This window comes from Bradyrhizobium sp. NAS96.2 (assembly GCF_001908235.1).
Lineage (GTDB): Bacteria > Pseudomonadota > Alphaproteobacteria > Rhizobiales > Xanthobacteraceae > Bradyrhizobium.
The window spans coordinates 1-21,816 of sequence record NZ_LGHK01000174.1; the positions used below are offsets into that span (position 1 = coordinate 1).

General features: G+C 64.7%; 24 protein-coding genes and 1 pseudogene. 10 read left to right on the forward strand and 15 right to left on the reverse strand.

Annotated elements, in window-relative coordinates:
* Positions 1 to 361: 361 nt before the first annotated feature.
* Both AC628_RS31095 and AC628_RS31100 read right to left on the reverse strand, forming a co-directional pair.
* On the reverse strand, positions 362 to 1,216 hold the full coding sequence (locus tag AC628_RS31095; protein ID WP_074130603.1) for a TIGR01459 family HAD-type hydrolase: 855 nt from the start codon (positions 1,214 to 1,216) through the stop codon (positions 362 to 364).
* A gap of 15 nt (positions 1,217 to 1,231) precedes the next feature.
* A pseudogene (locus tag AC628_RS31100) lies at positions 1,232 to 2,606 on the reverse strand (EAL domain-containing protein).
* Between AC628_RS31100 and AC628_RS45575 the strand changes: the two are divergent.
* The gene (locus AC628_RS45575; protein ID WP_245321414.1) at positions 2,524 to 2,694 is read left to right on the forward strand and encodes a hypothetical protein; all 171 of its coding nucleotides are present in this window, start codon (positions 2,524 to 2,526) and stop codon (positions 2,692 to 2,694) included. The pseudogene AC628_RS31100 and the gene AC628_RS45575 sit on opposite strands and share 83 nt — an antisense overlap.
* Before the next feature lie 126 nt (positions 2,695 to 2,820).
* Here AC628_RS45575 and prmB read toward each other — a convergent pair whose 3' ends face one another.
* From prmB to uvrC, 5 genes are all read right to left on the reverse strand, one after another.
* Positions 2,821 to 3,792: a 50S ribosomal protein L3 N(5)-glutamine methyltransferase gene (prmB, locus tag AC628_RS31105; RefSeq protein WP_074130604.1), complete on the reverse strand. Its 972-nt coding sequence runs from the start codon at positions 3,790 to 3,792 to the stop codon at positions 2,821 to 2,823.
* Entirely contained in the window at positions 3,792 to 4,259 is a 468-nt protein-coding gene (locus AC628_RS31110) for a molybdenum cofactor biosynthesis protein MoaE (RefSeq protein ID WP_074130605.1), read from the reverse strand. The genes prmB and AC628_RS31110 overlap by 1 nt, the downstream gene beginning before the upstream one ends.
* Positions 4,260 to 4,267: 8 nt before the next feature.
* Positions 4,268 to 4,519: a molybdopterin converting factor subunit 1 gene (moaD, locus tag AC628_RS31115; RefSeq protein WP_074130606.1), complete on the reverse strand. Its 252-nt coding sequence runs from the start codon at positions 4,517 to 4,519 to the stop codon at positions 4,268 to 4,270.
* The gene (pgsA, locus tag AC628_RS31120; protein ID WP_016844474.1) at positions 4,516 to 5,130 is read right to left on the reverse strand and encodes a CDP-diacylglycerol--glycerol-3-phosphate 3-phosphatidyltransferase; all 615 of its coding nucleotides are present in this window, start codon (positions 5,128 to 5,130) and stop codon (positions 4,516 to 4,518) included. Before pgsA ends, moaD begins: the two co-directional genes overlap by 4 nt.
* A 192-nt stretch (positions 5,131 to 5,322) precedes the next feature.
* Positions 5,323 to 7,452 carry an excinuclease ABC subunit UvrC gene (gene uvrC / locus AC628_RS31125; RefSeq protein WP_143201895.1) on the reverse strand — a complete coding sequence of 710 codons (2,130 nt, stop codon included), beginning with the start codon at positions 7,450 to 7,452 and terminating at the stop codon, positions 5,323 to 5,325.
* 263 nt (positions 7,453 to 7,715) lie between these two features.
* On the opposite strand from uvrC, the gene AC628_RS31130 reads away from it, so the two are divergent.
* The gene (locus AC628_RS31130; protein WP_050424905.1) at positions 7,716 to 8,339 is read left to right on the forward strand and encodes an outer membrane protein; all 624 of its coding nucleotides are present in this window, start codon (positions 7,716 to 7,718) and stop codon (positions 8,337 to 8,339) included.
* Between the two features lie 275 nt (positions 8,340 to 8,614).
* On the opposite strand, the gene AC628_RS31135 is transcribed toward AC628_RS31130, so the two are convergent.
* The 4 genes from AC628_RS31135 to AC628_RS31150 all read right to left on the reverse strand — a co-directional run bounded on the left by AC628_RS31135 (position 8,615) and on the right by AC628_RS31150 (position 11,456).
* Entirely contained in the window at positions 8,615 to 8,827 is a 213-nt protein-coding gene (locus AC628_RS31135; RefSeq protein ID WP_016844477.1) for a cold-shock protein, read from the reverse strand.
* A 261-nt stretch (positions 8,828 to 9,088) separates the two neighbouring features.
* Positions 9,089 to 9,949, reverse strand: coding sequence for a 23S rRNA (adenine(2030)-N(6))-methyltransferase RlmJ (locus AC628_RS31140; protein WP_074130607.1), 861 nt, complete (start codon positions 9,947 to 9,949; stop codon positions 9,089 to 9,091).
* A 230-nt stretch (positions 9,950 to 10,179) separates the two neighbouring features.
* Positions 10,180 to 10,866, reverse strand: a complete 687-nt coding sequence (locus AC628_RS31145) for a ribonuclease T2 family protein (protein WP_074130608.1) — start codon at positions 10,864 to 10,866, stop codon at positions 10,180 to 10,182.
* Positions 10,867 to 10,979: 113 nt separating this feature from the next.
* A complete protein-coding gene (locus AC628_RS31150) occupies positions 10,980 to 11,456 on the reverse strand; it encodes a hypothetical protein (protein WP_074130609.1) in 477 nt (158 codons plus the stop codon).
* Between the two features lie 166 nt (positions 11,457 to 11,622).
* Between AC628_RS31150 and AC628_RS31155 the strand changes: the two genes are divergently transcribed.
* The 4 genes from AC628_RS31155 to AC628_RS45585 all read left to right on the forward strand — a co-directional run bounded on the left by AC628_RS31155 (position 11,623) and on the right by AC628_RS45585 (position 14,743).
* The gene (locus AC628_RS31155) at positions 11,623 to 11,922 is read left to right on the forward strand and encodes a hypothetical protein (protein ID WP_074130617.1); all 300 of its coding nucleotides are present in this window, start codon (positions 11,623 to 11,625) and stop codon (positions 11,920 to 11,922) included.
* 41 nt (positions 11,923 to 11,963) lie between these two features.
* Positions 11,964 to 12,494 (forward strand): DUF3617 domain-containing protein, encoded by a 531-nt coding sequence (locus tag AC628_RS31160; protein ID WP_050424909.1) that lies wholly within the window; start codon positions 11,964 to 11,966, stop codon positions 12,492 to 12,494.
* 618 nt (positions 12,495 to 13,112) lie between these two features.
* Positions 13,113 to 13,934, forward strand: a complete 822-nt coding sequence (locus tag AC628_RS45580; RefSeq protein ID WP_245321410.1) for a TonB-dependent receptor plug domain-containing protein — start codon at positions 13,113 to 13,115, stop codon at positions 13,932 to 13,934.
* Entirely contained in the window at positions 13,907 to 14,743 is an 837-nt protein-coding gene (locus tag AC628_RS45585; protein ID WP_245321412.1) for a TonB-dependent siderophore receptor, read from the forward strand. Before AC628_RS45580 ends, AC628_RS45585 begins: the two co-directional genes overlap by 28 nt.
* Here AC628_RS45585 and AC628_RS31170 read toward each other — a convergent pair whose 3' ends face one another.
* The 3 genes from AC628_RS31170 to AC628_RS31180 are packed head-to-tail and all read right to left on the reverse strand — an operon-like array spanning position 14,744 to position 17,411.
* Complete coding sequence (locus AC628_RS31170; protein WP_074130610.1) at positions 14,744 to 16,129, reverse strand: ATP-binding protein; 1,386 nt, start codon at positions 16,127 to 16,129, stop codon at positions 14,744 to 14,746.
* 8 nt (positions 16,130 to 16,137) lie between these two features.
* Complete coding sequence (locus AC628_RS31175; RefSeq protein WP_502689794.1) at positions 16,138 to 16,842, reverse strand: response regulator transcription factor; 705 nt, start codon at positions 16,840 to 16,842, stop codon at positions 16,138 to 16,140.
* Between the two features lie 20 nt (positions 16,843 to 16,862).
* Entirely contained in the window at positions 16,863 to 17,411 is a 549-nt protein-coding gene (locus tag AC628_RS31180) for a MarR family winged helix-turn-helix transcriptional regulator (protein WP_074130612.1), read from the reverse strand.
* Positions 17,412 to 17,742: 331 nt separating this feature from the next.
* Between AC628_RS31180 and AC628_RS31185 the strand changes: the two genes are divergently transcribed.
* The 4 genes from AC628_RS31185 (at position 17,743) to AC628_RS31200 (ending at position 21,363) form a co-directional block, all read left to right on the forward strand.
* Entirely contained in the window at positions 17,743 to 18,822 is a 1,080-nt protein-coding gene (locus tag AC628_RS31185) for a branched-chain amino acid aminotransferase (protein WP_074130613.1), read from the forward strand.
* A 144-nt stretch (positions 18,823 to 18,966) separates the two neighbouring features.
* The gene (hisS, locus tag AC628_RS31190; RefSeq protein WP_143201896.1) at positions 18,967 to 20,481 is read left to right on the forward strand and encodes a histidine--tRNA ligase; all 1,515 of its coding nucleotides are present in this window, start codon (positions 18,967 to 18,969) and stop codon (positions 20,479 to 20,481) included.
* A 119-nt stretch (positions 20,482 to 20,600) separates the two neighbouring features.
* A complete protein-coding gene (locus tag AC628_RS31195) occupies positions 20,601 to 20,804 on the forward strand; it encodes a tautomerase family protein (protein WP_018269806.1) in 204 nt (67 codons plus the stop codon).
* A gap of 148 nt (positions 20,805 to 20,952) precedes the next feature.
* The gene (locus AC628_RS31200) at positions 20,953 to 21,363 is read left to right on the forward strand and encodes a thioesterase family protein (protein WP_074130615.1); all 411 of its coding nucleotides are present in this window, start codon (positions 20,953 to 20,955) and stop codon (positions 21,361 to 21,363) included.
* A gap of 224 nt (positions 21,364 to 21,587) precedes the next feature.
* Here AC628_RS31200 and AC628_RS31205 read toward each other — a convergent pair.
* A partial coding sequence (locus AC628_RS31205; RefSeq protein ID WP_283806723.1) for a pyrroline-5-carboxylate reductase dimerization domain-containing protein occupies positions 21,588 to 21,816 on the reverse strand: 229 nt, incomplete at its 5' end.

Consider the following 21,816-nt stretch of genomic DNA (forward strand, 5'->3'; position numbering starts at 1 on the left):
TTGCGTAGCAAATCGGGTGAGGGGTTATGGTCTATCGAGGGAGCAAGAGCCCTCACCCGGATTGCTTCGCAATCCGACCTCTCCCCGACGGGGAGAGGTGAACCGAGATCGCGCCAAGCCGATTCGATCCAAACTCATCCTGTTTTAGGAACGACGCGGAAACGTCAGCTGCAGAAGCTCGCAAATGCCATATGCGATGGCCCTGCGGCGAGGGGCGTCTGGCACAATTTCGGAATATTAGAAGTATGCCCCTGAGTTGCCCGACGTGTCAAGGCGTCCGGTCGAACGCCCGGCGCCGTGGGCTCCTTTGCATGGGGTTGTTTTCGATATTTTGGCAGCGGGCCCCTGCGGAGTTGGCCCGCTACCACTTCAGCTCGCGCATCAGCGCGCGGGGCGGGTGGCCGAACAATTCCTTGATCGAGGCCGCATCGAGCTGCTCGATGCCCTCGAACTGTTCGGAATGAATGCCGCGGGTGACGAACAGGAGATCGATGCCGAAGCCAAGGGCGCCGGCAAGATCGGTGCGCACGGAATCGCCGATCGCGAGCACGCGGCTGCGTTCGGTCGGATGTCCGCGGCGTTCGGTCGCCAGCGCCATGGCGCGCTCGTAGATCGGCCGGTGCGGCTTGCCGTAGAAGATCACCTCGCCGCCGAGCTCGCGATAGAGTTCGGCGACCGCGCCGGCGCAATAGATCAGCCGGTCGCCGCGCTCGACCACGATGTCCGGATTGGCGCAGACCAGCGTGAGCTTGCGCTCGAGCGCATTCAGCAGCGTGTCGCGATAATCTTCGGCGGATTCGGTCTCGTCGTCGAACAGGCCGGTGCAGATGATGTAGTCGGCCTGCTCCAGCGGCACCATGGTGGCGTCGAGGCCGCGATGGATCGAGCTGTCGCGCTCGGGGCCGATCCAGAAGATCTTCTGGCTGGGATGGTCGGCCACGAAGTGGCGCGTCAGGTCGCCGGAGGAGACGATCGCGTCATAGGCCTCGTCCGCAACGCCGAGCTTGCGCAGCTGGCGCTGCACGGAATCGGCCGGCCGCGGCGCGTTGGTGATCAGGATGACCGTGCCGCCGCGCTGGCGGAACGTGTGCAGGGCCTCGCAGGCCTCGGGAAAGGACTCGAGCCCGTTGTGCACGACGCCCCAGATGTCCGACAACACGACGTCGACATCGCCGACAAGGTCGCGCAATTGCTCCACGAAGCGCAATGACGTCATGATGCAGGCCGTTGACTAGTTCGGACCGAGCGCGCGGCGCGCCAGCGCGGCGCTGCCGGTTGCGCGCGGCGGCGCTGTTGGGCTGGAGACAGGTGCTGAAGTGGCGGCGCCATTGAGGTCCTGGGGTTTGGCCTGCGGAGTTTCGGCGGTAGCAGATGCCCCTTCCGGCCGCAACGGTCGCGGCGGCGCGAACAGGAAGCCCTGGCCGAACCGGACATCGTAGTCGAGCAGGTCGACCACCGAGCGCTCGCCCTCGATCCGTTCGGCGATCAGGTCGATGCCGAAGCGGCCGAGCAGGTCGGACAGATCGGACGGATGGATATCTGACGTCGCGCTCTGCCTGGTGTCGAGCAGCAGTGCGGCCGGCACCTTGATGAAGCGGACGCCGCGATCGGCGAGCTCGCGCGGCTCGAGGCGAAGGTCGCTGACATGGTCGATCGAGAACCGGTAGCCGCGCTGCGACAGCGCCGCGAGGTTCTCGCTTTCGACCGGGCCGAGATTGCGGAAGGTCGCCTGCTTGAACTCGAGCACGAAGGACGGCGCCAGCGCGCGGTTGGCCTCGAGGAAGTCGAGGCACTGGGTGAAATGCTCGGAACTGGCCAGCGTCGCCGCCGAAACGTTGCAGAACACGCCGACATCCTTGCTGCGGATCATCAGGCGGCGCAGCACCTGGACGCAGCGAAGCATCACCATGTGATCGATGCGGCCGATCAGGCCGCCGGCCTCGGCGGCCTCGATGAAATCGTCGGCGGCAAGCACCTGGTCGCGCTCGTCGCGCAGCCGCGTCACCGCCTCGTAATAGCGCACCTTGCGCTGCGGCAGCGTCACCATCGGCTGCAGGTAGATGTCGAGCCGGTTCTCGTCGATCGCATGCCTGATCGCGGCAACGAGTTGGGTCTGGCTGCGTGAGATCGGCGGCGGAGGCGCAACTGGCGGCGGGGGGCGCGAATACGACGGTCGGGGCCGGCGCGGCCGGTTGCAACAGATCGTCGCGCGGCGAGGCGGCCGGCTGCGCCACGGGAGTCGCTGCCAGCAGCTCCTCATGATGGGCGACGGATGCCGCAAGCTGCCGCACCAGTCCGCCAAGCTCGTTGATCTCGCCGGCCATGCCCTGCATCCGGTCGGCCCCGGTGGAATTGGCCGAAGCGATCCGGCCCTCGGCCGCGGCCAGGCGGCGGCCGAATTCGGCGACCTGGCGGGCGAGGTCGGCGGTGCCGCGCGACAGATCCGCGATCTGGCCGCCGACATCGCTGCGGTCGCGCAACCGCATCGAGACGGCGTTGTAGAGGATCAGGCAGGTGAGGGCGGTGAGCGCCACGATCGCCGATTCCGATCCGCTGATGCCCGCCACCGAATACAGGACGAAGCCGAGCGAGGCTGCGACCAGCACCATGCAGATGGCGATGAAGATCGTCGAAATGCGAATCATGTCGCGCGCCCGCGCCCTCCGTCCGAACATCCCCGGCGCGCAAGCTTAGCACCATTGTTGATTCGACGGGCCTGCGATCTTCGGAACCGGCTGGAACTGCACACGATTTTCGTTTCGCCCGATCCTGCTGCGCAGTCCGGCTCCGTATTGGTCCGGATCGGCCGCGCCGGGCCGCTCAGAGGTCGGCGGCGGCGATCCAGAACACCTCGCCCTCGGAGTCCTCGGTGTCGAGCCAGAGCAGCGGCAGGTTGGGATAGGCGGCCTCGAGATTGTCGCGGCCGCGGCCGATCTCGCAGAGCAGCCCGCCCTGCGGGGTCAGATGCCGCTTGGCCTGATCGAGCAGGCAGCGGACGATATCGAGCCCGTCAGTGCCGCCGTCGAACGCGATCTTCGGTTCGGCGCGGCACTCGCGCGGCAGTGCCGCCATGCCTTCGGCGTCGACATAGGGCGGGTTGGAAATGATCAGATCGTATCTGTTGTCGCCGAGCGGCTTGAACAGATCGCCGCGATAGAGCGTCAGGCGGTCGTCGAGGCCATGGTCGGTGACGTTGCGCGCGGCGACCTCGAGCGCATCCTTTGAGATGTCGACTGCGTCGACCGCGGCGTTGGCAAAATGCCGGGCCGCCAGAATCGCAAGGCAGCCGGAGCCGGTGCAGAGGTCGAGCACGCTCTCGACCTCCGCGGGATCGCCGATCAGCGAGGTGCCGTCCTCGTCGCCGCCGAAATGCGAATCCAGCAATTCGCCGATGAAGGAGCGCGGCACGATGGTGCGCTCGTCGACATAGAACGGCAGGCCGCGCATATAGACCTTGTTGACGAGATAGGCGGCCGGCTTGCGCGTCGCGATCCGCCGCTCGATCAGGTCGAGGATCTGCTTGCCTTCGGCAAGCGTCACGCGCGCGGTCGCGAAATTCTCGAACTGATCGGGATGCAAATGCAGCGTCTCAGTGATCAGGAACGCGGCCTCGGCCACCGGATCGGTGGTGCCGTGCGCGAACACCAGCTTTGCGGCGTTGAAGCGGCTCACTGCGTAGCGCAGGTAATCGAACAGGCGGTGAAGCTCGCCGGCACCGACCTTCGGTGCTTTCGGCGCGGCCGGGCTGCGCTTTGCCTGCACTTTGGCCGGCACTTTGCTGCGCTTGGCCATCAGGATTTGGTCCAGCGCGCGGCGGCCGCGTCGTCATGGTCGCGCGCCTCGATCCAATTCGTGCCGCGCGCGCTTTCCTCGCGCTTCCAGAACGGCGCGTTGGTCTTGAGATAATCCATCAGGAACTCGGCGGCCTCGAACGCGGCCTGCCGGTGCGCCGAGGCAGTGACGACCAGCACGATGTTCTCGCCCGGCGCGATCCGGCCGAAGCGATGGATGATTGTGAGGCCCTGCAACGGCCAGCGCGACAGCGCCTCGTCGGCGTGGCGCGAAATCTCGGCTTCGGCCATGCCGGGATAATGTTCGAGCGTCAGGGCGGCGATCGGCTCGCCTTGTTCGCTGCCGCGGCAGATGCCGCTGAAGCTGACCACCGCGCCGACATCGGTGCGGCCCTTGCTGAGGCCAGCGATCTCCTGCGCGACGTCGAAGTCGGCTTCCTGGATACGGATGGTCGCAGTAACGGTCATAAGTAGATCTAGCCGCCGGTCATCGGCGGGAAGAACGCGATCTCGCGGGCGCCGATGATTGCCGCATCCTGCTTGACATGGGCGTGGTCGATCGCGGCGCGGATCACCGTGGGCTTCTCGAACGCATAAGCATAGGCATCGTCGCGCGCGGTCAGCCAGCCGATCAGGTCGGCGACGGTGCGCACCTCGGCCGGCGGCTCGACGGTCTCTTCGGCCTTGCCGATCCGTTCACGCACCCAGGCGAAATATTTCAGCTTCATCCCTCATCCTCCTTGATGAGGTGATGGATGCCGGCGCGGAAGTAATCCCAGCCGGTATAGATCGTGAAGATCGCCGACATCCACAGCAGCACGATGCCGATCAGGGTGGTGGCCGGGAAGACCTGCTCGCCCGCTTCGCCGGCGATCAAAAAGCCGATCGCCACCAGCTGGATCGTCGTCTTCCATTTCGCAAGCTTGGTGACGGGAACGCTGACCCTGAGCCCCGCGAGATATTCGCGCAGGCCCGAGACCAGGATCTCGCGGCACAGGATCACGATCGCCGCCCACAGCGTCCAGCCGTGGATTGAATTGTCGGCGGCCAGCATCAAGAGGCTCGATGCGACCAATAGCTTGTCGGCGATCGGATCGAGCATCCGGCCGAACGCGGACTGCTGGTCCCACATCCGGGCGTAATAGCCGTCGAGATAGTCGGTGATTCCTGCCGCAATGAATACCGCCAGCGCCACCCAGCGCAGCCACAACGGGCCGTCCAGGATCGACTGCCAGTAGACGCAGCCGATCACCACCGGAATGGCGGCGATCCGGGCGTAGGTCAGGATATTCGGGAGGGACATGGTCTTGGTCTGTCCCCGGGTCGTGGCGATGTTCATCCGTTCTACCAATACCGCTGAAGCGAGAAGGTCAACCGTGCGGGCGCCAAAGCGCGGCAACATTACGTGGAATCGTCATGGCGCCTTAGCTCGTTGTTTAAGCATGATCTTTTCGGAACGTTGCCTGACACTTTTCCGCATCATGCCCTAGATGCCCTGTCGCAGGCGACGCCCTGATGACTCGCCTTTGGTTTAACCCGGCTGGGCGTGGAAAAACTCGAAAATCTTGCGGGCGCTCTCGGCGCTGACGCCGGGAACCTTGCCAAGGTCGGCGATCGAGGCCCGCTCGATCTCCTTGAGCGTTCCGAAGTGGTGCAGCAAGGCACGTTTGCGCGACGGCCCAATGCCCGGGATCTCCTGCAGGCCGGCCTCGCGGATGTCCTTCTTGCGCAGCTTGCGGTGCGAGCCGATCACGAAGCGGTGGGCCTCGTCGCGCAGCCGCTGGATGAAATACAGCACCGGGTCGCGCGGCTCCAGCTTGATGGCCTCCCGGTCCGGCATGAACAGGGTCTCGCGCCCGGCATCGCGGTCCGGCCCCTTGGCGACCGCCATCAGCGAGACCCCGGTCAGCCCGAGATTTGCGAAAATCTCCCTGACCGCGTTGAGCTGCCCGCGGCCGCCGTCGATGATCACGAGATCGGGCCATTGCGGGAACGAGTCGTCGTCCGCCTTGTCGTCGACCTTGGCCGCCTCGCCCTCCGGCGGCTTCAGCAGCCGCTTGAAGCGGCGCTCCAGCACCTCGCGCATCATCCCGTAGTCGTCGCCGGGCGTCAGCCCTTCGGACTTGATATTGAACTTGCGGTACTGGTTCTTCATGAACCCGTCGGGTCCCGCCACGATCATCGCGCCGACCGCGTTGGTGCCCTGTATGTGGCTGTTGTCGTAGACCTCGATGCGCCGCAGTGTGTGCGGCAGGCCGAGCGTCGTGACCATGCCTTCCAGCAGCCGGCTCTGCGTCGCGGTGTCGGCGAGCTTGCGGCCGAGCGCCTCGCGCGCATTGGTCAGCGCGTGGCCGATCAGCTCCTTCTTCTCGCCGCGCTTGGGCACGGAGACCTCGACCTTGGATCCGGCCTTCACCGACAGCGCGTCCGCGAGCAGCGCGCTTTCCTCGATCTCGTGCGACAGCAGGATCAGTTTCGGCGGCGGCTTGTCGTCGTAGAATTGCGCGAGGAACGAGGACAGCACCTCCTCGGGCGTGAAGCTCTTCTCGGCCTTCGGGAAATAGGCGCGGTTGCCCCAGTTCTGGCCGGTGCGGAAGAAGAACACCTCGACGCAGGAATAGCCGCCTTCCTGGTGGATCGCGAACACGTCGGCCTCTTCGACCGTGCGCGGATTGATGCCCTGCTGCGACTGGATCGCCGACAGCGCCGCGAGGCGGTCGCGGTACAGCGCTGCGGTCTCGAACTCGAGTTCGCCGGAGGCCTTCTCCATCTCTGCCGCGAGCAACTCCTTCACGGCGTGGCTGCGGCCGGAGAGGAATTCGGTCGCCTCGCGCACCAGCTCGCTATAGCCGGGGAAATCGATCTCGCGCGTGCAGGGGCCTGCACATCGCTTGATCTGATAGAGCAGGCAGGGCCGGGTGCGGCTTTCGAAGAAGCCGTCGGTGCAGGAGCGGATCAGGAACGCGCGCTGCAGCGCCGTGATGGTGCGGTTGACCGCGCCTGCATTGGCGAACGGGCCGAAATAGCGCCCGGGCCGCGACTGCGCGCCGCGATGCTTGAGGATCTGCGGCGCCCAGTGATCGCCCGAGATCAGAATATAGGGAAACGATTTGTCATCGCGCAGCTGCACATTGAAGCGCGGGCGGAGCTGCTTGATCAGGTTGGCTTCGAGCAGCAGCGCCTCGGTCTCGGTCATAGTCGAGACGATCTCGACATGCGTGGTCGCCGCGATCATGCGCAGGATGCGCGCCGGCAGCGGCGCGTTGGCGCGCGCATAGGACGACAGCCGCTTTTTGACGTTCTTCGCCTTGCCGACATAGAGCACGTCGTCGGCGGCATTGAGCATGCGGTAGACGCCGGGCGAGGTCGGGGCGAGCCGCACCGCGTTCTCGATCGCGGCGTGCCCGACCGAGAGCGTCCCCTCGGCGACCGCCTCGGCGGCGTCCTCCGAAGCCTCGGGGAGACGCGCGTCATCCTCCTCCTCGGCGGCTGAGGTCTCGGGATCGACATCGCTTGTGTCGAGCGTCAGGTCGTCCTTTGTCAGGTTGTCCTGCGGCAGGTCGGACTTTGAACCGCGCCGCGGCTTGGCATCAGGCTTGGAGGCGGCCTTGAGGTCAGTCTTGGCGGCCGGCGTCGGGCGCTCGGGAGAATCGTGAACCATGGGCCGTAAACTAAGCGCTTGGGAGACCGCTCGCCAGCGTTGGCGGCACCGGAAAACAGCCCCGATCGCAGCAGGTTACCGACCCCGCGCCGCGGCCGCGACCGGCGGGTAACACATTGTTAAGACTGATGAGCGGGCCGGTAACCGGGCTTAACAACCCTTTAACTTAAAACTCTCGATAAACCTTAGCGAAAAAGTGGAGTTCCGTAACCACGCCGGCCCTGGGCCGGCGGGCTGCGGCAGTTGCGTGGTGGAGAGTAGCTATGACCCGGTTGGTTGCGCGTGCGCTGGCACTGATCGTCGCAGGCTGGACGACCTCGGCGGCGTCGGCCGACCTCAACTACGGCTCGCCCTACACCGTCTATCAGCCGCTCAATGCCTACAGCTGGGCAGGTCCCTATCTCGGCGGCAATGTCGGCTATGGCTGGGGCTCGGTCGAGAACAACCCGACCAAGCCGTCCGGTTTCGTCGGCGGCGTGCAGGCCGGTTACAACTTCCAGAACGGCTCACCCTGGGTGTTCGGTTTCGAGGCCGATATCCAAGGCACCACGGCCGACGATCGGTTCGCGCCCTGGAAATTCTCCAACCCGTGGTTCGGCACGGTGCGCGGCCGCGCCGGCTATGCGGTCAACAACGTGCTGTTCTACGCGACCGGCGGTCTCGCCTTCGGCGAACTGCGCGGCGAGACCTTCGGCATGACGGAGAGCCACACCAATGCGGGCTTCACCGTCGGCGCCGGCGCCGAAATGGGCTTCGCCCCGCACTGGAGCGCCAAGATCGAATATCTCTACGTCGATCTCGCCAACAGCAACTTCACGATCACCGGCGGTGCGTCGAACGGCTACAGCTTCAGCCTGGTTCGCGCCGGCATCAACTATCACTTCTGAGAACAAGAAAACGTCTGATCTCAACTCCCGGTCGCGCCTCGCGCGGCCGGGTTTTTCTTTGCGCAGGTCAGGGCGACATCGCGCGCGGCAGCGTCAACGCCGCAGCATCAGCGCAGCCGGCCGGTCGGCCGCACGCATCTGATATGCGGGCACCGTCAGTCGCGTCCGCATCATGCAGGTGGTCATGCAGCGAGCGCGAGCCACGCGCCCGGCAATCAACTCACACGCAACGCTTCATTCGCCGTTCAGGACGAGCCGCGCATCGCGAGGGCTAGTCATGAAACCACCAGGTTGACGGCTTTCGGGCCTTTGCCCTTCTTGTCCGGTTCAACCTCGAACGTAATGCGCTGTCCTTCAGTCAGGTCCTTCAATCCTGCACGCTCGACAGCTGTGATGTGAACGAACACATCGCGGCCGCCATCGTCAGGCTTGATGAAGCCGTAGCCACGCTCTCCGTTGAAGAACTTGACTGTCCCAGTCATGGCCATCGGGAAACTCCTCCCCCGTATTGCTCCACCGCTACGCGCACGCCGCGCAGCGGTTGACCGACATTCGCTTGTCGGAAGCTTGGCCACCTGAACAGGCCGGCGTCACGCCGCCGGTCTGTCTGGATTTTATTTCGGCCTTGTCACTCCGCCGCAACCATTCGCGGAAGCGGAACGTAAAGCCAGTCGTAACAGGATGAGCATAATACGGTTCCGCGCAAATTGCCTATGCTCAAAATCGAACTTTTCAGTGGGTGCTGTAGATCAAGGTTTAGGCGTCTCGAGTCTGAAGCGTGCCGCGCCGCCCTGACCAAGCGGCTTCTCGAGTTCGGGCAGGATGATCTTCAGCTCGTTCGCCAGCGTCCACGGCGGATTCACTATCAGAAGGCCGGTGGAAACGAGGCCTGCGTCGGCTTCTTGCGGCGCCACACTGAATTCCAAACGCAAGCATTTGCCGGCGGGCCTGCTGCTTGCTGTTGCAGTGGCCACGCTGCGCGCGAGGTCGTCGGTGGCCCTCCGGGATTTTACGGGGTACCACAAAAGGTACGCGCCGGTCGGCCACTTCGCATACGCTTCCGTAAAAGCACTGGCCAGCCGCTCGAACTCATCCTTCGCTTCGAACGGCGGATCGATCAGCACGAGGCCGCGCCGCTCGTTCGGCGGCACGAATGCGGGCAGCGCCATCCAGCCGTCGAGATCGACGACGCGCGCCTGCGCGTCGCGGCGCAATGCATCGATCAATTGCTTGCGCGCGCCGGCCTCGAGTTCGCACACCGTCAGACGATCTTGCGGACGCAGCAGCGCTCGCGCGATCAGCGGCGATCCCGGATAGGTTTTCAATTCGCCTCTCGGATTGAATGCCCTGACGATGTCGAGATAGGGCCCGATCAAGGGCAATGCCTTGTCGGAGAGCCGCGCCTGCATCAATCGCGCGATGCCGGTGAGCCATTCGCCGCCGCGCTGCGCTTCACTCGACGTCAAATCATAGATGCCGGCGCCGGCATGGGTGTCGATGACGCGGAACGGCGTCTGCTTCTCCTGCAAATAGGTGAGCATGCGCACCAGCACGATGTGCTTGATGACGTCGGCAAAGTTGCCGGCATGAAAGGCGTGACGGTAGTTCATGCTGTTATCGCGCTGCGCTCCTGAGGGAGCGCATGTTGTACTTCGTCATGCCCGGTCTGTCCCGGCCTTCGCTAAAGCTTCGGCGGGGTTAACGTCTGAGCTCGGCGAAGCCTTGGCGTAGCCGGCTCCCGGGCATCTGCGCCTCATCTCGCCGGTTTCGTGACGGCGCCGACGACCGGGACGCTCCGCGCGACGACGCGCGTCCGCCCGGCGATGAATTGGAGCAGGCTTCAGCCGCCGCGAACCGGCGGCATCAGCACCTGATCGCGGCGGCAGGCGCGGCGATCGATTTCCTCGCAGGACCGGAATTGCAGATCCTTGCTGAGGCAGATCCGTACTTCGCTGAGCCGCTTGCTGTCGCAGGTCACCGAGATCGCGGAGTTGCTGAGCCCCGGATTGGCCTTGATGAACGCCGTCTCGAGTTCGTCGGGCGCGACCGTCTTCGGCTCCGACAATTGCAGGAATTCCTCGGGGATCTTCACCGCGGCGCGGGCCTTGCGGATGGCTTCGAAATAAGCGCGCTCGCCGAGGCCGGAGCAGGTGCCGTGCTTGTCCCACTCGTTGTAGATCAGTCCGGGCGCCGGCATCAGGTCGAGCATCGAGGTCATGATGTTGCGGGCGAGCCGCGGCGAGGGGCGCTGGCAGTATTCCGGAAAGCCGCGCTCATATTGCGGCCACAGGCCGTGCACCACGAAGGAGTAGGGCCGTCCGCCGCACTGCGCCTGCGTGCCGCGTCCGTTGTTGCCGCGCTCGCTCGCCGCCTCGCAGAACGACGGCGACCAGGACAGTGACAGCACGTAGAAATCGAACTCGCCCGGCGCATTCTGGCGGCGATCCTGGGCCGAGGCCCCCACCGCTCCGCTCAGAACAAAGGCAATCGAAATCAGAAATCGGGAAATTGTGACCAACCGAGGCATCAAACGCTCCCCTCACGCGACCGCTCAGAGCCTAGCAGGCTACCAGAACATTTCAAGAACAAAAGCCGCCGTCTGAATGGCGGCGGCTTCTGCTTTACTAATCCGGTCGGAGATCAGGGCCGCGCGGCCTTGCAGGACGGATTATAGGCCCAGTTGCGGTCAAGCCCGGCGACGCACCATTCGACGCCCTGGTTGAAGCCGGAAAAGCCGCCGTCCTCGATGATTGAATAGTGCACCTTGCGCACCTTGCCGTCGCTCAGCATCGCCTCACCCGAGCAGTAGCGGCGCGGAATATTGTCGGATTGCCAGGGGCGGAATGCGGTTTCGTGAATCCCGCTGAAGCCGGTGATCACGAGCGGCGAATTCCAGAAGGTGGCTTCCTTTTCGTGGAATTGATCGCTGATGGCCGCCAGCGCCTTCTCGCACGGCGCCACATTGCCGTCATAGCGCGGTCCGGACAGCCAGAAATTCAGCTCGAACGGATTGGCCGCGTGGGCCGTGCCCCCGAAAGCCAGCATGCCGACCAGGACTGCGGCGCCGAGACCAAGCTTATGGCCGAGTTTGTTGCGGGAGTTGAACAGGTTGCGCATGGGAATCCACCCGATTATCCGATGCGCCGGACGGTGCCGTGAAGCCCCGGCAAGGTCAAGTGCAGCGCGGCAACACCTGCCGAGAAGTCCACCTTTAGCTGCCGGCTCGTTCTTTTCACCGTCGCCGGCGCACTCTATGTTGGCACCCAGCGAAATGGAGTCTGCGATGCGAAGGAAATTGGCCGCGTGCCTGGTTGCCGTTTGCGGGATGCTGGCCGTTGGTCCGGCGCAAGCCGACTGGATGCAGCCGGTGCCGCCGTTCAAGGGCAATGATACCGGCGGTATCATCGCCTATAACCTGGCGGCCCAGACCGATGCCCGGCAGCTTGCCGTCGACCACTGCGCCTCCTACGGCAAGGTGGTCAAGTTCCTTGCGGTGCAGCGCTATCCGGGCGGCTACATCTCCTTCGCTTGCCGCTGGGTACCCTATGGCTCGGCGCAGAGGCCGGTGCGCACGCTCTACTGAGCCCGCTCCATATCCTAATCGTTCAGCCGGGAGCTAGCCGCATGACCCGACAGCTTGCCTTGCTTGGCTCTGCCGTTTGCCTTGTCCTGTCCACCGGCGCCGCAAGCGCCGTCGACCTGCCGATCCGCAAGGCCGGTCTGTGGGAGATGAAGATGGTGCGTACCGGCGGTCCGATGCCGGAAATCACCATGCAGCACTGCACCGACGAGACCACCGACAAGGAGATGAGCGCGGCGGCCTCGCCGATGGCCAAGGAAGTCTGCTCCAAGCAGGATGTCCAGAAGACCGCGACCGGCTATGTCAGCGACAGCGTGTGCAGCGTCGCCGGCATGTCGATGCAGAGCCATGCCGAGATCGTCGGTGATTTCAATTCCGCCTACACGGTGAAGAGCACCTCGCATGCCGAGGGCGGCGCGGCCGGCTCCCGCGACACCACGATGACGATCGAGGCGAAATGGCTCGGCGCCTGCAAGAGCGACCAGAAGCCCGGTGACATCATCATGCCCGGCGGCATGAAGATGAATATCAAGGACATGGAAAAGCTGAAGGGCCTGTTGCCCAAGCAGAAGTAAGGCGCAGCGCCTTCGACTGCCGCCCGCGCGTTCGAACACGGCCTCTCCTATGCGGAGAGGCCGTGATGTTTTGGCCATCATCGTTGCGCGCGGCTCACGACAAGCTTCCCAACCAATTTTGCGCTGAACTGACGCGCGATCCATCTGATCCCTCCCCGTCACCCTGAGGAGCGCGAAGCGCGTCTCGAAGGGTCGACGGCCCGGTTGGTGGCCGTGCATCCTTCGAGACTCGCTGCGCTCGCACCTCAGGATGACGGATCTCCGCGCTCGTTCGCGCGGATGACGTCGACGGGTGCGACATCGTTGAACGACGCAGTGTACCTCATGCTCGAACGATCCGAGAGAATGTCGACGCACATCGAACTCTTCGTGCTGAAAGGCCGCTGCGACAACATGTCGTTTTGAATCGTTCAAGTGTTGCGCATCCTGAATCATTCCAGTGTTGCGCGTCGTGTGCGCTTCAATCGATTCTGTTTTGCGCGTGTGGAATTTCGCCGGTCCCGCCGATAGAAGTCCGCCCCATTCGATGCCCGCGCAATGACGAACACGCGGGCTCGATCAAGATCAGTCTGGGGGGTGTGTTCGGTGGGAATGACTTCGTATCGGAGCAGGTGTGGCTTGCTCGGATCAACGGCTGCGATCAACGCAGCGCTTCTTGGTTCGGTCATGCTTGCACCAGTCGGTGCAAACGTCGCGAGCGCTCAGGTGCAAACCAGCTCTCCGCAGAACAATGCAAATGTGCTTCCGGCAGTGACCGTGGATCAGCCTGGCGCCGCAAGGAAGCGTACCGCCGCTTCAAGTCAGAACACCAGGTCTTCGCGCGCGGTCGCGGCGAGCCGACGCAGTCGAGTTGCGGCACCGGCTCAGAGCCAGGCTCCGCGGCCGGAAGGCGCGGCGGGTGCGGTCGGCGTGACGACTGGTTACGTCGCGACCGGCAGCACGGCCGGCACCAAGACCGACACGGCGCTGATCGAGACGCCGCAGTCGCTTTCAGTCGTCACGCAGAAGGAGCTCAGGGATCGCAACGTTCAGACGCTCAAGGACGCCGTCAATTATACGCCCGGCGTCACCACCACGGCGTTCGGCTATGATCCCCGGTTCAACAGTTTCTACATTCGCGGTTTCGATGCCACCTATACCGGGATCTATTGCGACGGCCTGCGCCAGGGCGGCGGCAACTTCGCCATTCCCAAGATCGAACCTTATGGCCTCGACCGCGTGTCGATCCTGCGGCGCGATCAAGAACACGGCGCTGTTCGGCGTCGACTACGGGCACGCCTGCTACAACGACAAGATCGGCTACGGAGCAGCTCCCGATCTCAATCTCCTGACGATGAATTACGGCGCCCAGGCGATCGCGACGCCGGCATTCTCGATCTTCAACAAGCAGTCGACCGACGAGGTCGGCCTCTATGCGCAGGCTCGGCGGCTTCATCTTGACGCTCAATGGGCGCCAGAGCTGGGTGTCGCAGACCACGACCGCAGGTCTCGACGGAGTGCCGTCGACGCAGAAAGCCAACGCCTTCACCGGCCGTGCGGGCCTCGCTTACGTCTTCGACAGCGGCATCGCGCCCTATGTCAGCTACGCGACGTCATTCAGCCCGCAGGTCGGCGTCGACGCGTCGGGAACGCCGTTCAAACCGACCACCGGCGAACAGAAGGAGGTGGGCATCAAGTACCAGATGCCGCAGCTTCCGGTGCTGCTGACCGCCGCGGTGTTCGACATCGCGCAGGACAATGTCTTGCGCACCGATCCCAGCAACATGGCCTTCCAGGCCGCAACCGGGCAGGTCGAGTCCAAGGGCGTGGAGCTCGAGGCGAAGCGGGCGCTCCAGCAGGGATTCGATCTCACCGCGGCCTACACCCATCTCAACGTCGTGATCACGCAGGGCAATCCCGATACCACCGGCAATGAGCTCTCCGGCATTCCACGGAATTCCTTCGCCGCCTTTGGCAAATACACCTTCCAGTCCAGCGTTCCCGTCGAAGGGCTCGGGCTTGGTCTCGGCGCCCGTTACATCGGGACGAACTTCGGCAACGACCAGAACACGTTCCAGAATGCGGCGACGACGTTGTTCGATGCGGTGATCGATTACGATCTGGCCAAGCTCGACCGGCGCTTCCTCGGCGCCACCATGCGCGTCAATGCCACCAATCTGTTCGACACGCGCTACCAGACCTGCCAGTCCGGCTACTGCTATGCCGGCGAACGGCGTCAGGTGATCGGCACCTTGTCCTACCGCTGGTAGTTACACCGGCACCCGCACCTGCGCCCGCAGGCCGCCCATCGGGCTTTCGCCGAGCATGATATCGCCGCCATGCGAGCGCGCGATGTCGCGGGCGATCGCAAGCCCGAGGCCGCTGCCGCCTTCGTCCTGGTTGCGGGCATCGTCGAGCCGCAGGAACGGCTTGAACACTTCCTCGCGCATGGCGGGGGGAATGCCGGGGCCGTCGTCGTCGACCGTGATGTTGAGATAGCGGTGGTCGCGCTGGCCGGTGATCGAGATCGTGTTGGCGTGGCGCGCCGCGTTGGACACGAGGTTGGCGAGGCAGCGCTTGAACGAGGCCGGCTTCACCGTGACCACGGGCAGGCCGTGGAATGCGACGGTCGCGGTGTGGCCGTGGCGCTCGGCGTCGCTGCGCAATTCCTCAAGCGCCATCGCCATGTCGGTCGGCTGCGCGACCTCGCCGGAATCGCCGCGCGCGAAGGCGAGGTAGTCTTCCAGCATCATCGACATCTCGTCGACGTCCTTGCGCATCGCGTCGATCTCGGGACCTTCGCCGATCAGGGCGAGCTCGAGCTTGAAGCGGGTCAGGATGGTGCGCAAATCGTGCGACACGCCGGCGAGCATCGCGGTGCGCTGCTCGATCGAGCGCTCGACGCGCGCCTTCATCTCGATGAAGGCCTGGGCCGCGCGCCGCACCTCGCGCGCGCCGCGCGGCCGGAAGTTCGGCGCCTCGCGGCCCTTGCCGAAGCTTTCGGCGGCGTCGGCGAGCCGCAAGATCGGCTTGATCTGGTTGCGCAGGAACAGCACGGCGACGATCAGGAGGATCGTCGAGGTGCCGAGCATCCAGAAGATGAAGATCTCCGAATTGGAGGCGTAGGCCGCGCTGCGCTGCGCGAAGATCCGCATCACGGAATCGTCGAGCTGCACGCGGATCTCGACCAGATTGGACTTGCCGACGGTGTCGATCCAGAACGGACGGCTGATCTGGCGGCCGAGCTGCACCGACAGGGTCTGGTCGAGCAGCGAGAAGAACGGCTTCGGCCCCGGCGGCGGCATGTCGCCGGCGGGGAGGAAGTCGACCACCAGCTGCAGCTTCTGGGCGATGTGGCGAAGCTGGGCGCGGTCCTTGTCTTGCGGATAATTCTTGTAGACGTCAATCAACGCGGCGATGTCGGACACCACCGCGGCCGACAGGCGCCGCGTCACCGTGTTCCAGTGCCGCTCCATGAACACGAACGCCACCACGGTCTGCAGGATCACCATCGGCACGATCATGATCAGCAGCGCGCGGGCGTAGAGGCCGGTCGGCATCCAGCTCTTGAACGCATTGCCCATCCAGCCGTTCGCCTTCGAGACGCGCTGCGAGGCGTTCTTGATCAGGGTCAGGCCGGAGTCGAGCGTGCTCATGCGATGTCTTATGGTGAGGCCACCAGGCGATAGCCGATGCCGCGGACCGCCTGCAGGAACAGCGGATTGGCGGGATCGTGCTCGATCTTGCGGCGCAGGCGGTTGATCTGCACGTCGACCGCGCGCTCGTTGACGGTGCCGCCGGAGGTCAGCTCGGCGCGCGGCACGGTCTCGCCGGGGGCGCTGGCGAGGATGCGCAGCATCTCGCGCTCGCGGTCGGTGAGATGGATGATCTCCTCGCCCTGGCGCAGCTCGCTGCGTTCGATGTGGAAGATGTAGGGGCCGAACGCGATCTGTTCGACCACCGTGACTTGCGGCGGCGCGGTGCGCTTGAGGATGTTGCCGATGCGCAGCACCAGCTCGCGCGGCTCGAACGGCTTGGCGACATAGTCGTCGGCGCCGATCTGCAGGCCCTCGATGCGGGCCTCCGCCTCGTGGCGGGCGGTCAGCATGATGATCGGCACCGTGGAGGAGGTGCGGATGAAACGGGCGAGGTCGAAGCCGTTCTCGCCGGGCATCATCACGTCGAGGATGAGCAGGTCGAAATGCAGCCCGAGCAGCTTGGCGCGCGCGTCGATGGCGCTCATCGCCGTCGTGACGCGATAGCCTTCGCCGGACAGAAAGCGCGACAACAGGTCGCGAATACGCCGGTCGTCGTCGACCAGCAGGAGATGCGGCGCGTCGTCGGCCGGCTCGACCGGCGCGCGCATCATGGTTGCAGCCTGCACCAGGTTCACTCCCTTGTTTTCTTGCCGCCGCCGAAGATCGCTTCGAGCACCTTGTCGGGATCGTCGCGGTCGATCATCGCGCGGAGGAACTGGCGAACCGTCTCGACGCCGGCCGGATCGATCCCGGCGATCGCGCGGTTGATGCGGTCGGTCTGCAGCCCTGCGAGCTTGGCGACCAGTGCCTCGCCCTTCGGTGTCGCGTAGAGGAGGCGCTGCCGGCGATCGTTGTTGCCGGTCTTCTGCACGATGTAGCCCTCGTCCAAGAGCTGCTTGAGCACGCGCCCGAGCGATTGCTTGGTGATGCGCAGGACGTCGAGCAGGTCCGCGACCTTCAGGCCGGGATAGCGGGTGACGAAGTGGATGACGCGGTGGTGGGCGCGGCCGAAACCGAATGCCTCAAGCTCCTGGTCGGCGTCGCCGACAAAGTCGCGGTAAGCGAAGAACAGGAGCTCGATGATGTCCCAGCGCAGGTCGCGTCCGCCCGCCGCAGGAGCGTGATCGTCTCCCTGCGAATCGGGCTTGGCAGCTATGCCTGAGAAATTTATGTCAGTCATATTGACGTATCTTGGGTTCAATGTTACAAAACTGCCTGTCACGACGAAACATTAGGTCGTTTTGTTCCCGACAGCGTTTGAGTCGGCCTGAAAGAGCCTGTGAGGCGGTTTGGGCCGCAAATTGGACTACCGTGCGATTGTCGAGCGGCATTTCGGCAAACATACTGGACTTCAGCATTCCGCAAAAGCATGTCTAAACGGCATGTTGGCGATAGAAACCGGCCCGTGCGGCCGGTGGTGCTGAAGTCCGGGCCAGCCGAGCCTGTTGGCTCCGGGGGAAACAGGCCGGCGCCCGCTATGGCGCCGGTTCCGACAGCGGAAAGCAAGAAAAATGACTTTGAAATTCGACATCCATCCTTCGCCGAATGCGACCTCCGACAAGGATCGCGCGGCGAAGCTCGTGGACCCGGGCTTCGGCCGCGTCTTCACCGACCACATGGCGATCGTCCGCTACAGCCAGGGCAAGGGCTGGCACAGCGCCCGCGTCGAGGCCCGCGCGAATTTCCCGCTCGATCCGGCCGGCGCGGTGCTGCACTACGCCCAGGAGATCTTCGAAGGTCTCAAGGCCTACCGGCGCGATGATGGCGGTGTGAATCTGTTCCGTCCCGACGCCAATGCCCGCCGCTTCCACGATTCGGCCGAGCGCATGGCGATGGCGCCGCTACCCGAGGATGTGTTCATCGAGGCGGTCGAGCAGCTGGTGCGGATCGATCGCGCCTGGATCCCGGGCGGCGAGGGCAGCCTCTATCTGCGGCCGTTCATGATCGCGAGCGAGGTCTTCCTCGGCGTGAAGCCGTCGGCGGAATACATCTTCTCAGTCATCGCATCGCCGGTCGGCTCCTACTTCAAGGGCGGTCCCGCACCGGTGTCGATCTGGGTGTCGGAGAATTACACGCGCGCCGCGATCGGCGGCACCGGCGCCGTGAAGTGCGGTGGCAATTATGCCGCAAGCCTGCGCGCGCAGGCGGAGGCGATCGAGCGCGGCTGCGACCAGGTCGTGTTCCTCGATGCGGTCGAGCGCCGCTACATCGAGGAGCTCGGCGGCATGAACATCTTCTTCGCGTTCGACGACGGCTCGCTGCTGACGCCGCCGCTCGGCACCATCCTGCCCGGCATCACCCGCGACTCGATCATCGCGCTCGCCAAGGATGCCGGCACGCGCGTGCGCGAGGAGCCCTACACGATCCAGCAGTGGCGCGCCGACGCCGCCAGCGGCAAGCTGAAAGAAGCGTTCGCTTGCGGCACCGCGGCCGTGATCTCGCCGATCGGCAAGGTGTGCTCGGCGAGCGGCGATTTCCAGATCAGCGGCGGCGTGGCCGGCCCGGTGGCCATGGGGCTGCGCAAGAAGCTGGTCGACATTCAGTACGGTCGCACCAACGATCCGCACAACTGGATCAGAAACGTCGCGTAGTCGGCACCGTCATTCCGGGGCGATGCGCAGCATTGAACCCGGAATCTCGAGATTCCGGGTCTGGTCCTGCGGACCATCCCGGAATGACGGCGTATAAGGACGGCAGCGGTTGCCGCCTCGCGCGTCCGCTGGTAAATGCCGCCAATGGCCGAAAAACCCAAAAAACCCCAGAAACTGAAGGCGCGCCTGCCGCGCGGGCTGGAAGATCGCGGCCCGGCCTCGATCAACGCCACGCGGGCGATGGTCGAGAAGATCCGCGCCGTCTACGAGCTTTATGGCTTCGAGCCGGTGGAGACGCCGGCGATGGAATACACCGACGCGCTCGGCAAGTTCCTGCCGGACCAGGATCGGCCCAACGAGGGCGTGTTCTCGTTCCAGGATGATGACGAGCAGTGGATCTCGCTGCGCTACGATTTGACCGCGCCGCTGGCGCGCTATGTCGCCGAGAATTTCGATGCGCTGCCGAAGCCTTATCGGTCGTATCGCTTCGGTTATGTCTTCCGCAACGAGAAGCCCGGTCCCGGCCGCTTCCGCCAGTTCATGCAGTTCGATGCTGATACGGTCGGCTCGGCGACGCCGGCGGCCGACGCCGAAATCTGCATGATGGCGGCCGACACGATGGAAGCGCTCGGCATTCCGCGCGGCTCCTATGTCGTGAAGGTGAACAACCGCAAGGTGCTCGACGGCGTGCTGGAGGCCATCGGCCTCGGCGGTGACGAGAATGCCGGCCGTCGTCTCACCGTGCTGCGCGCAATCGACAAGCTCGACAAGTTTCCTGCCGACGAGGTTCGCAAGCTGCTTGGTCCCGGGCGATGGGATGGCGGCGAAGAGGGCAAGGGCGACTTCACCAGGGGCGCCGATTTGAGCCCGGCGGACGCCGATATCGTTTTGGCCATCACGCAACAGCGCGCCGATTGGAGAGAGGCCATTGCCGCGGCCGAGACCTATCTGGCGAAGAGCCAAGTGGGGCAGGCCGGCGTGAGCGAGCTCGAAGAAATCGCAAAACTGGTCGCGGCGTCCGGCTACGGCGCGGATCGCATCCGCATCGATCCCACCGTCGTCCGCGGCCTCGAATATTACACCGGCCCGGTCTACGAGGTTGAGCTGCTGCTCGACACCAAGGACGAGAAGGGCCGCCCGGTGCGGTTCGGCTCGGTCGGCGGCGGCGGCCGCTATGACGGCCTCGTCTCGCGCTTCCGTGGTGAGCCGGTGCCGGCGACCGGCTTCTCGATCGGCGTGTCGCGCCTGCAGGCCGCGCTGACGATGCTCGGCCAGCTCGACACGCAGGCCGGATTCGGGCCCGTCGTCGTCACCGTGTTCGACCGCGATCGCGTCGCCGACTACCAGAAGATGGTTGCAGAGCTGCGCCAGGCGGGCATCCGCGCCGAGCTCTATCTCGGCAACCCGAAGAACATGGGCAACCAGCTCAAATATGCCGACCGCCGCAATTCGCCTTGCGTGATCATCCAGGGCTCGGACGAAAAGGCGCGCGGCGAGGTGCAGATCAAGGACCTGATCGAAGGCGCCAAGGCGGCGGCTGCGATCGCGTCCAACCACGAATGGCGTGAAACACGTCCGGCGCAGTTCTCCTGCGCGGAGGCCGATCTGGTCGCGAAAGTCCGCGAGGTCCTCGCGCGGCATGACGTGGCGTGGGGATAGCCATTCGCTTGTGATGTGATGCCCGGCCTTGTGCCGGGCATCCGCCTCTTGTTTGATGCGCGGGGACGTGAATGGCCGGGAACAGCCTGGCCATCGCGACAACAAGAGGGAGTGTAACAATGCCTGAGATCACCGTGAGCATGGCCGCCGGCCGCACCGACGAGCAGAAACTCGGCATGATGCGCGACATCACGCAGGCGCTGGTGAAGAATCTCGGCGTCGATGCCGATGCGGTCGTGATCCAGATCAACGAAGCGCCGCTGCATCACAAGATGAAGGGCGGCAAGTCGTTCGTCGAGCGCGCCGCAGCGGCGAAGAAATAATTCTACTTCGTCGTCCCTGCGAAAGCAGGGACCCATAACCACCGATGTCAGTCGTTGCGCTCGCTGGGGCTTCAGCTTTCGTGACATCGGGCATTCGTGGTGACGTGTCCCGGCTCAAGGCCGGGACGACAGTTTTCCTGAGGCACCTATGGACGCACGCGACTTCATCAAGATCGGCATGAGCGCCGAACGCATGCTCGTGGTGCCGCCGGAGCGCACGGTCGGGCACTTCGTGCCTGATATGCCGATGGTCTATGCGACGCCGATGATGATCCTCGACATGGAGATGGCGTCGGGCGATGCGATCCGCGCCGCGCTGCAGCCCGGCTGGGTCACGGTCGGCACCGAGGTTGATATCCGCCACCTTGCCGCTGCGCTCGTCGGCGCCACGGTGCGCACCACCGCGAAGGTGATCACGGTGGAGCGCCGCGTGATCCGCTTCGAGGTCGAAGCGTTCGAGGGTACGCGCAAGCTCGGCGAAGGCCGCCACGCCCGCGGCCTGATCAATGTCGAGAGTTTTAATAAGCGACTTGCCGGGACGTCGGGCTCGGCCAAGTAGTTGAAGGTGTTGGTGCGGCCGAATCCACTTGTTCCGGCGTCATCCCCGCGCATCGGCGCAGCCGATGTCGCTGGAGGTGCGAGCCTTGCGGCGCATTTGCGCCGCTGGGCGAGCCTCGAAGGATGGGCCACGGGCCGTGCACCCTTCGAGGCTCGCAAGGGCTCGCACCTCCAGCGACATCGGCTGCGCCGATGCGCGGGGGTGACGGTGAACGGGTTGGCGAACTACTTCGCCAATTCCTTCGAGCGTCGCGTCGCGGCGGCGATGGCTTTAGTCATCAGCGGCTGGAGGCCGTCATTCGCCATCAGCACCTCAAGCGCCGCGGCGGTGGTGCCGCCGGGCGAGGTGACATTCTGCCGCAATGTCGCGGACGGCAGGTCCGAGCGGTGCAGCAGCTCGCCGGAGCCGGCGACGGTCGCGCGCGCCAGCGTGGTCGCGAGCTGGTCGGGCAGG

What these genes read in the sequence shown, in the direction of transcription:
- AC628_RS31175 (WP_502689794.1), bottom strand. Translation starts at nt 16,842, where the DNA reads ATGATGCGCGCGCCGGTCGAGCCGGCCGACGACGCGCCGCATCTCCTG.
- AC628_RS45585 (WP_245321412.1), top strand. Translation starts at nt 13,907, where the DNA reads ATGCGCAGGCTCGGCGGCTTCATCTTGACGCTCAATGGGCGCCAGAGC.
- AC628_RS31170 (WP_074130610.1), bottom strand. Translation starts at nt 16,129, where the DNA reads ATGAGCACGCTCGACTCCGGCCTGACCCTGATCAAGAACGCCTCGCAG.
- AC628_RS31160 (WP_050424909.1), top strand. Translation starts at nt 11,964, where the DNA reads ATGACCCGACAGCTTGCCTTGCTTGGCTCTGCCGTTTGCCTTGTCCTG.
- AC628_RS31135 (WP_016844477.1), bottom strand. Translation starts at nt 8,827, where the DNA reads ATGGCCATGACTGGGACAGTCAAGTTCTTCAACGGAGAGCGTGGCTAC.
- AC628_RS31150 (WP_074130609.1), bottom strand. Translation starts at nt 11,456, where the DNA reads ATGCGCAACCTGTTCAACTCCCGCAACAAACTCGGCCATAAGCTTGGT.
- AC628_RS31195 (WP_018269806.1), top strand. Translation starts at nt 20,601, where the DNA reads ATGCCTGAGATCACCGTGAGCATGGCCGCCGGCCGCACCGACGAGCAG.
- pgsA (WP_016844474.1), bottom strand. Translation starts at nt 5,130, where the DNA reads ATGAACATCGCCACGACCCGGGGACAGACCAAGACCATGTCCCTCCCG.
- AC628_RS31130 (WP_050424905.1), top strand. Translation starts at nt 7,716, where the DNA reads ATGACCCGGTTGGTTGCGCGTGCGCTGGCACTGATCGTCGCAGGCTGG.
- AC628_RS31200 (WP_074130615.1), top strand. Translation starts at nt 20,953, where the DNA reads ATGGACGCACGCGACTTCATCAAGATCGGCATGAGCGCCGAACGCATG.
- prmB (WP_074130604.1), bottom strand. Translation starts at nt 3,792, where the DNA reads ATGGCCAAGCGCAGCAAAGTGCCGGCCAAAGTGCAGGCAAAGCGCAGC.
- AC628_RS31140 (WP_074130607.1), bottom strand. Translation starts at nt 9,949, where the DNA reads ATGAACTACCGTCACGCCTTTCATGCCGGCAACTTTGCCGACGTCATC.
- moaD (WP_074130606.1), bottom strand. Translation starts at nt 4,519, where the DNA reads ATGAAGCTGAAATATTTCGCCTGGGTGCGTGAACGGATCGGCAAGGCC.
- AC628_RS31185 (WP_074130613.1), top strand. Translation starts at nt 17,743, where the DNA reads ATGACTTTGAAATTCGACATCCATCCTTCGCCGAATGCGACCTCCGAC.
- AC628_RS31180 (WP_074130612.1), bottom strand. Translation starts at nt 17,411, where the DNA reads ATGACTGACATAAATTTCTCAGGCATAGCTGCCAAGCCCGATTCGCAG.
- hisS (WP_143201896.1), top strand. Translation starts at nt 18,967, where the DNA reads ATGGCCGAAAAACCCAAAAAACCCCAGAAACTGAAGGCGCGCCTGCCG.
- AC628_RS31095 (WP_074130603.1), bottom strand. Translation starts at nt 1,216, where the DNA reads ATGACGTCATTGCGCTTCGTGGAGCAATTGCGCGACCTTGTCGGCGAT.
- uvrC (WP_143201895.1), bottom strand. Translation starts at nt 7,452, where the DNA reads ATGGTTCACGATTCTCCCGAGCGCCCGACGCCGGCCGCCAAGACTGAC.
- AC628_RS31145 (WP_074130608.1), bottom strand. Translation starts at nt 10,866, where the DNA reads ATGCCTCGGTTGGTCACAATTTCCCGATTTCTGATTTCGATTGCCTTT.
- AC628_RS31110 (WP_074130605.1), bottom strand. Translation starts at nt 4,259, where the DNA reads ATGACCGTTACTGCGACCATCCGTATCCAGGAAGCCGACTTCGACGTC.
- AC628_RS31155 (WP_074130617.1), top strand. Translation starts at nt 11,623, where the DNA reads ATGCGAAGGAAATTGGCCGCGTGCCTGGTTGCCGTTTGCGGGATGCTG.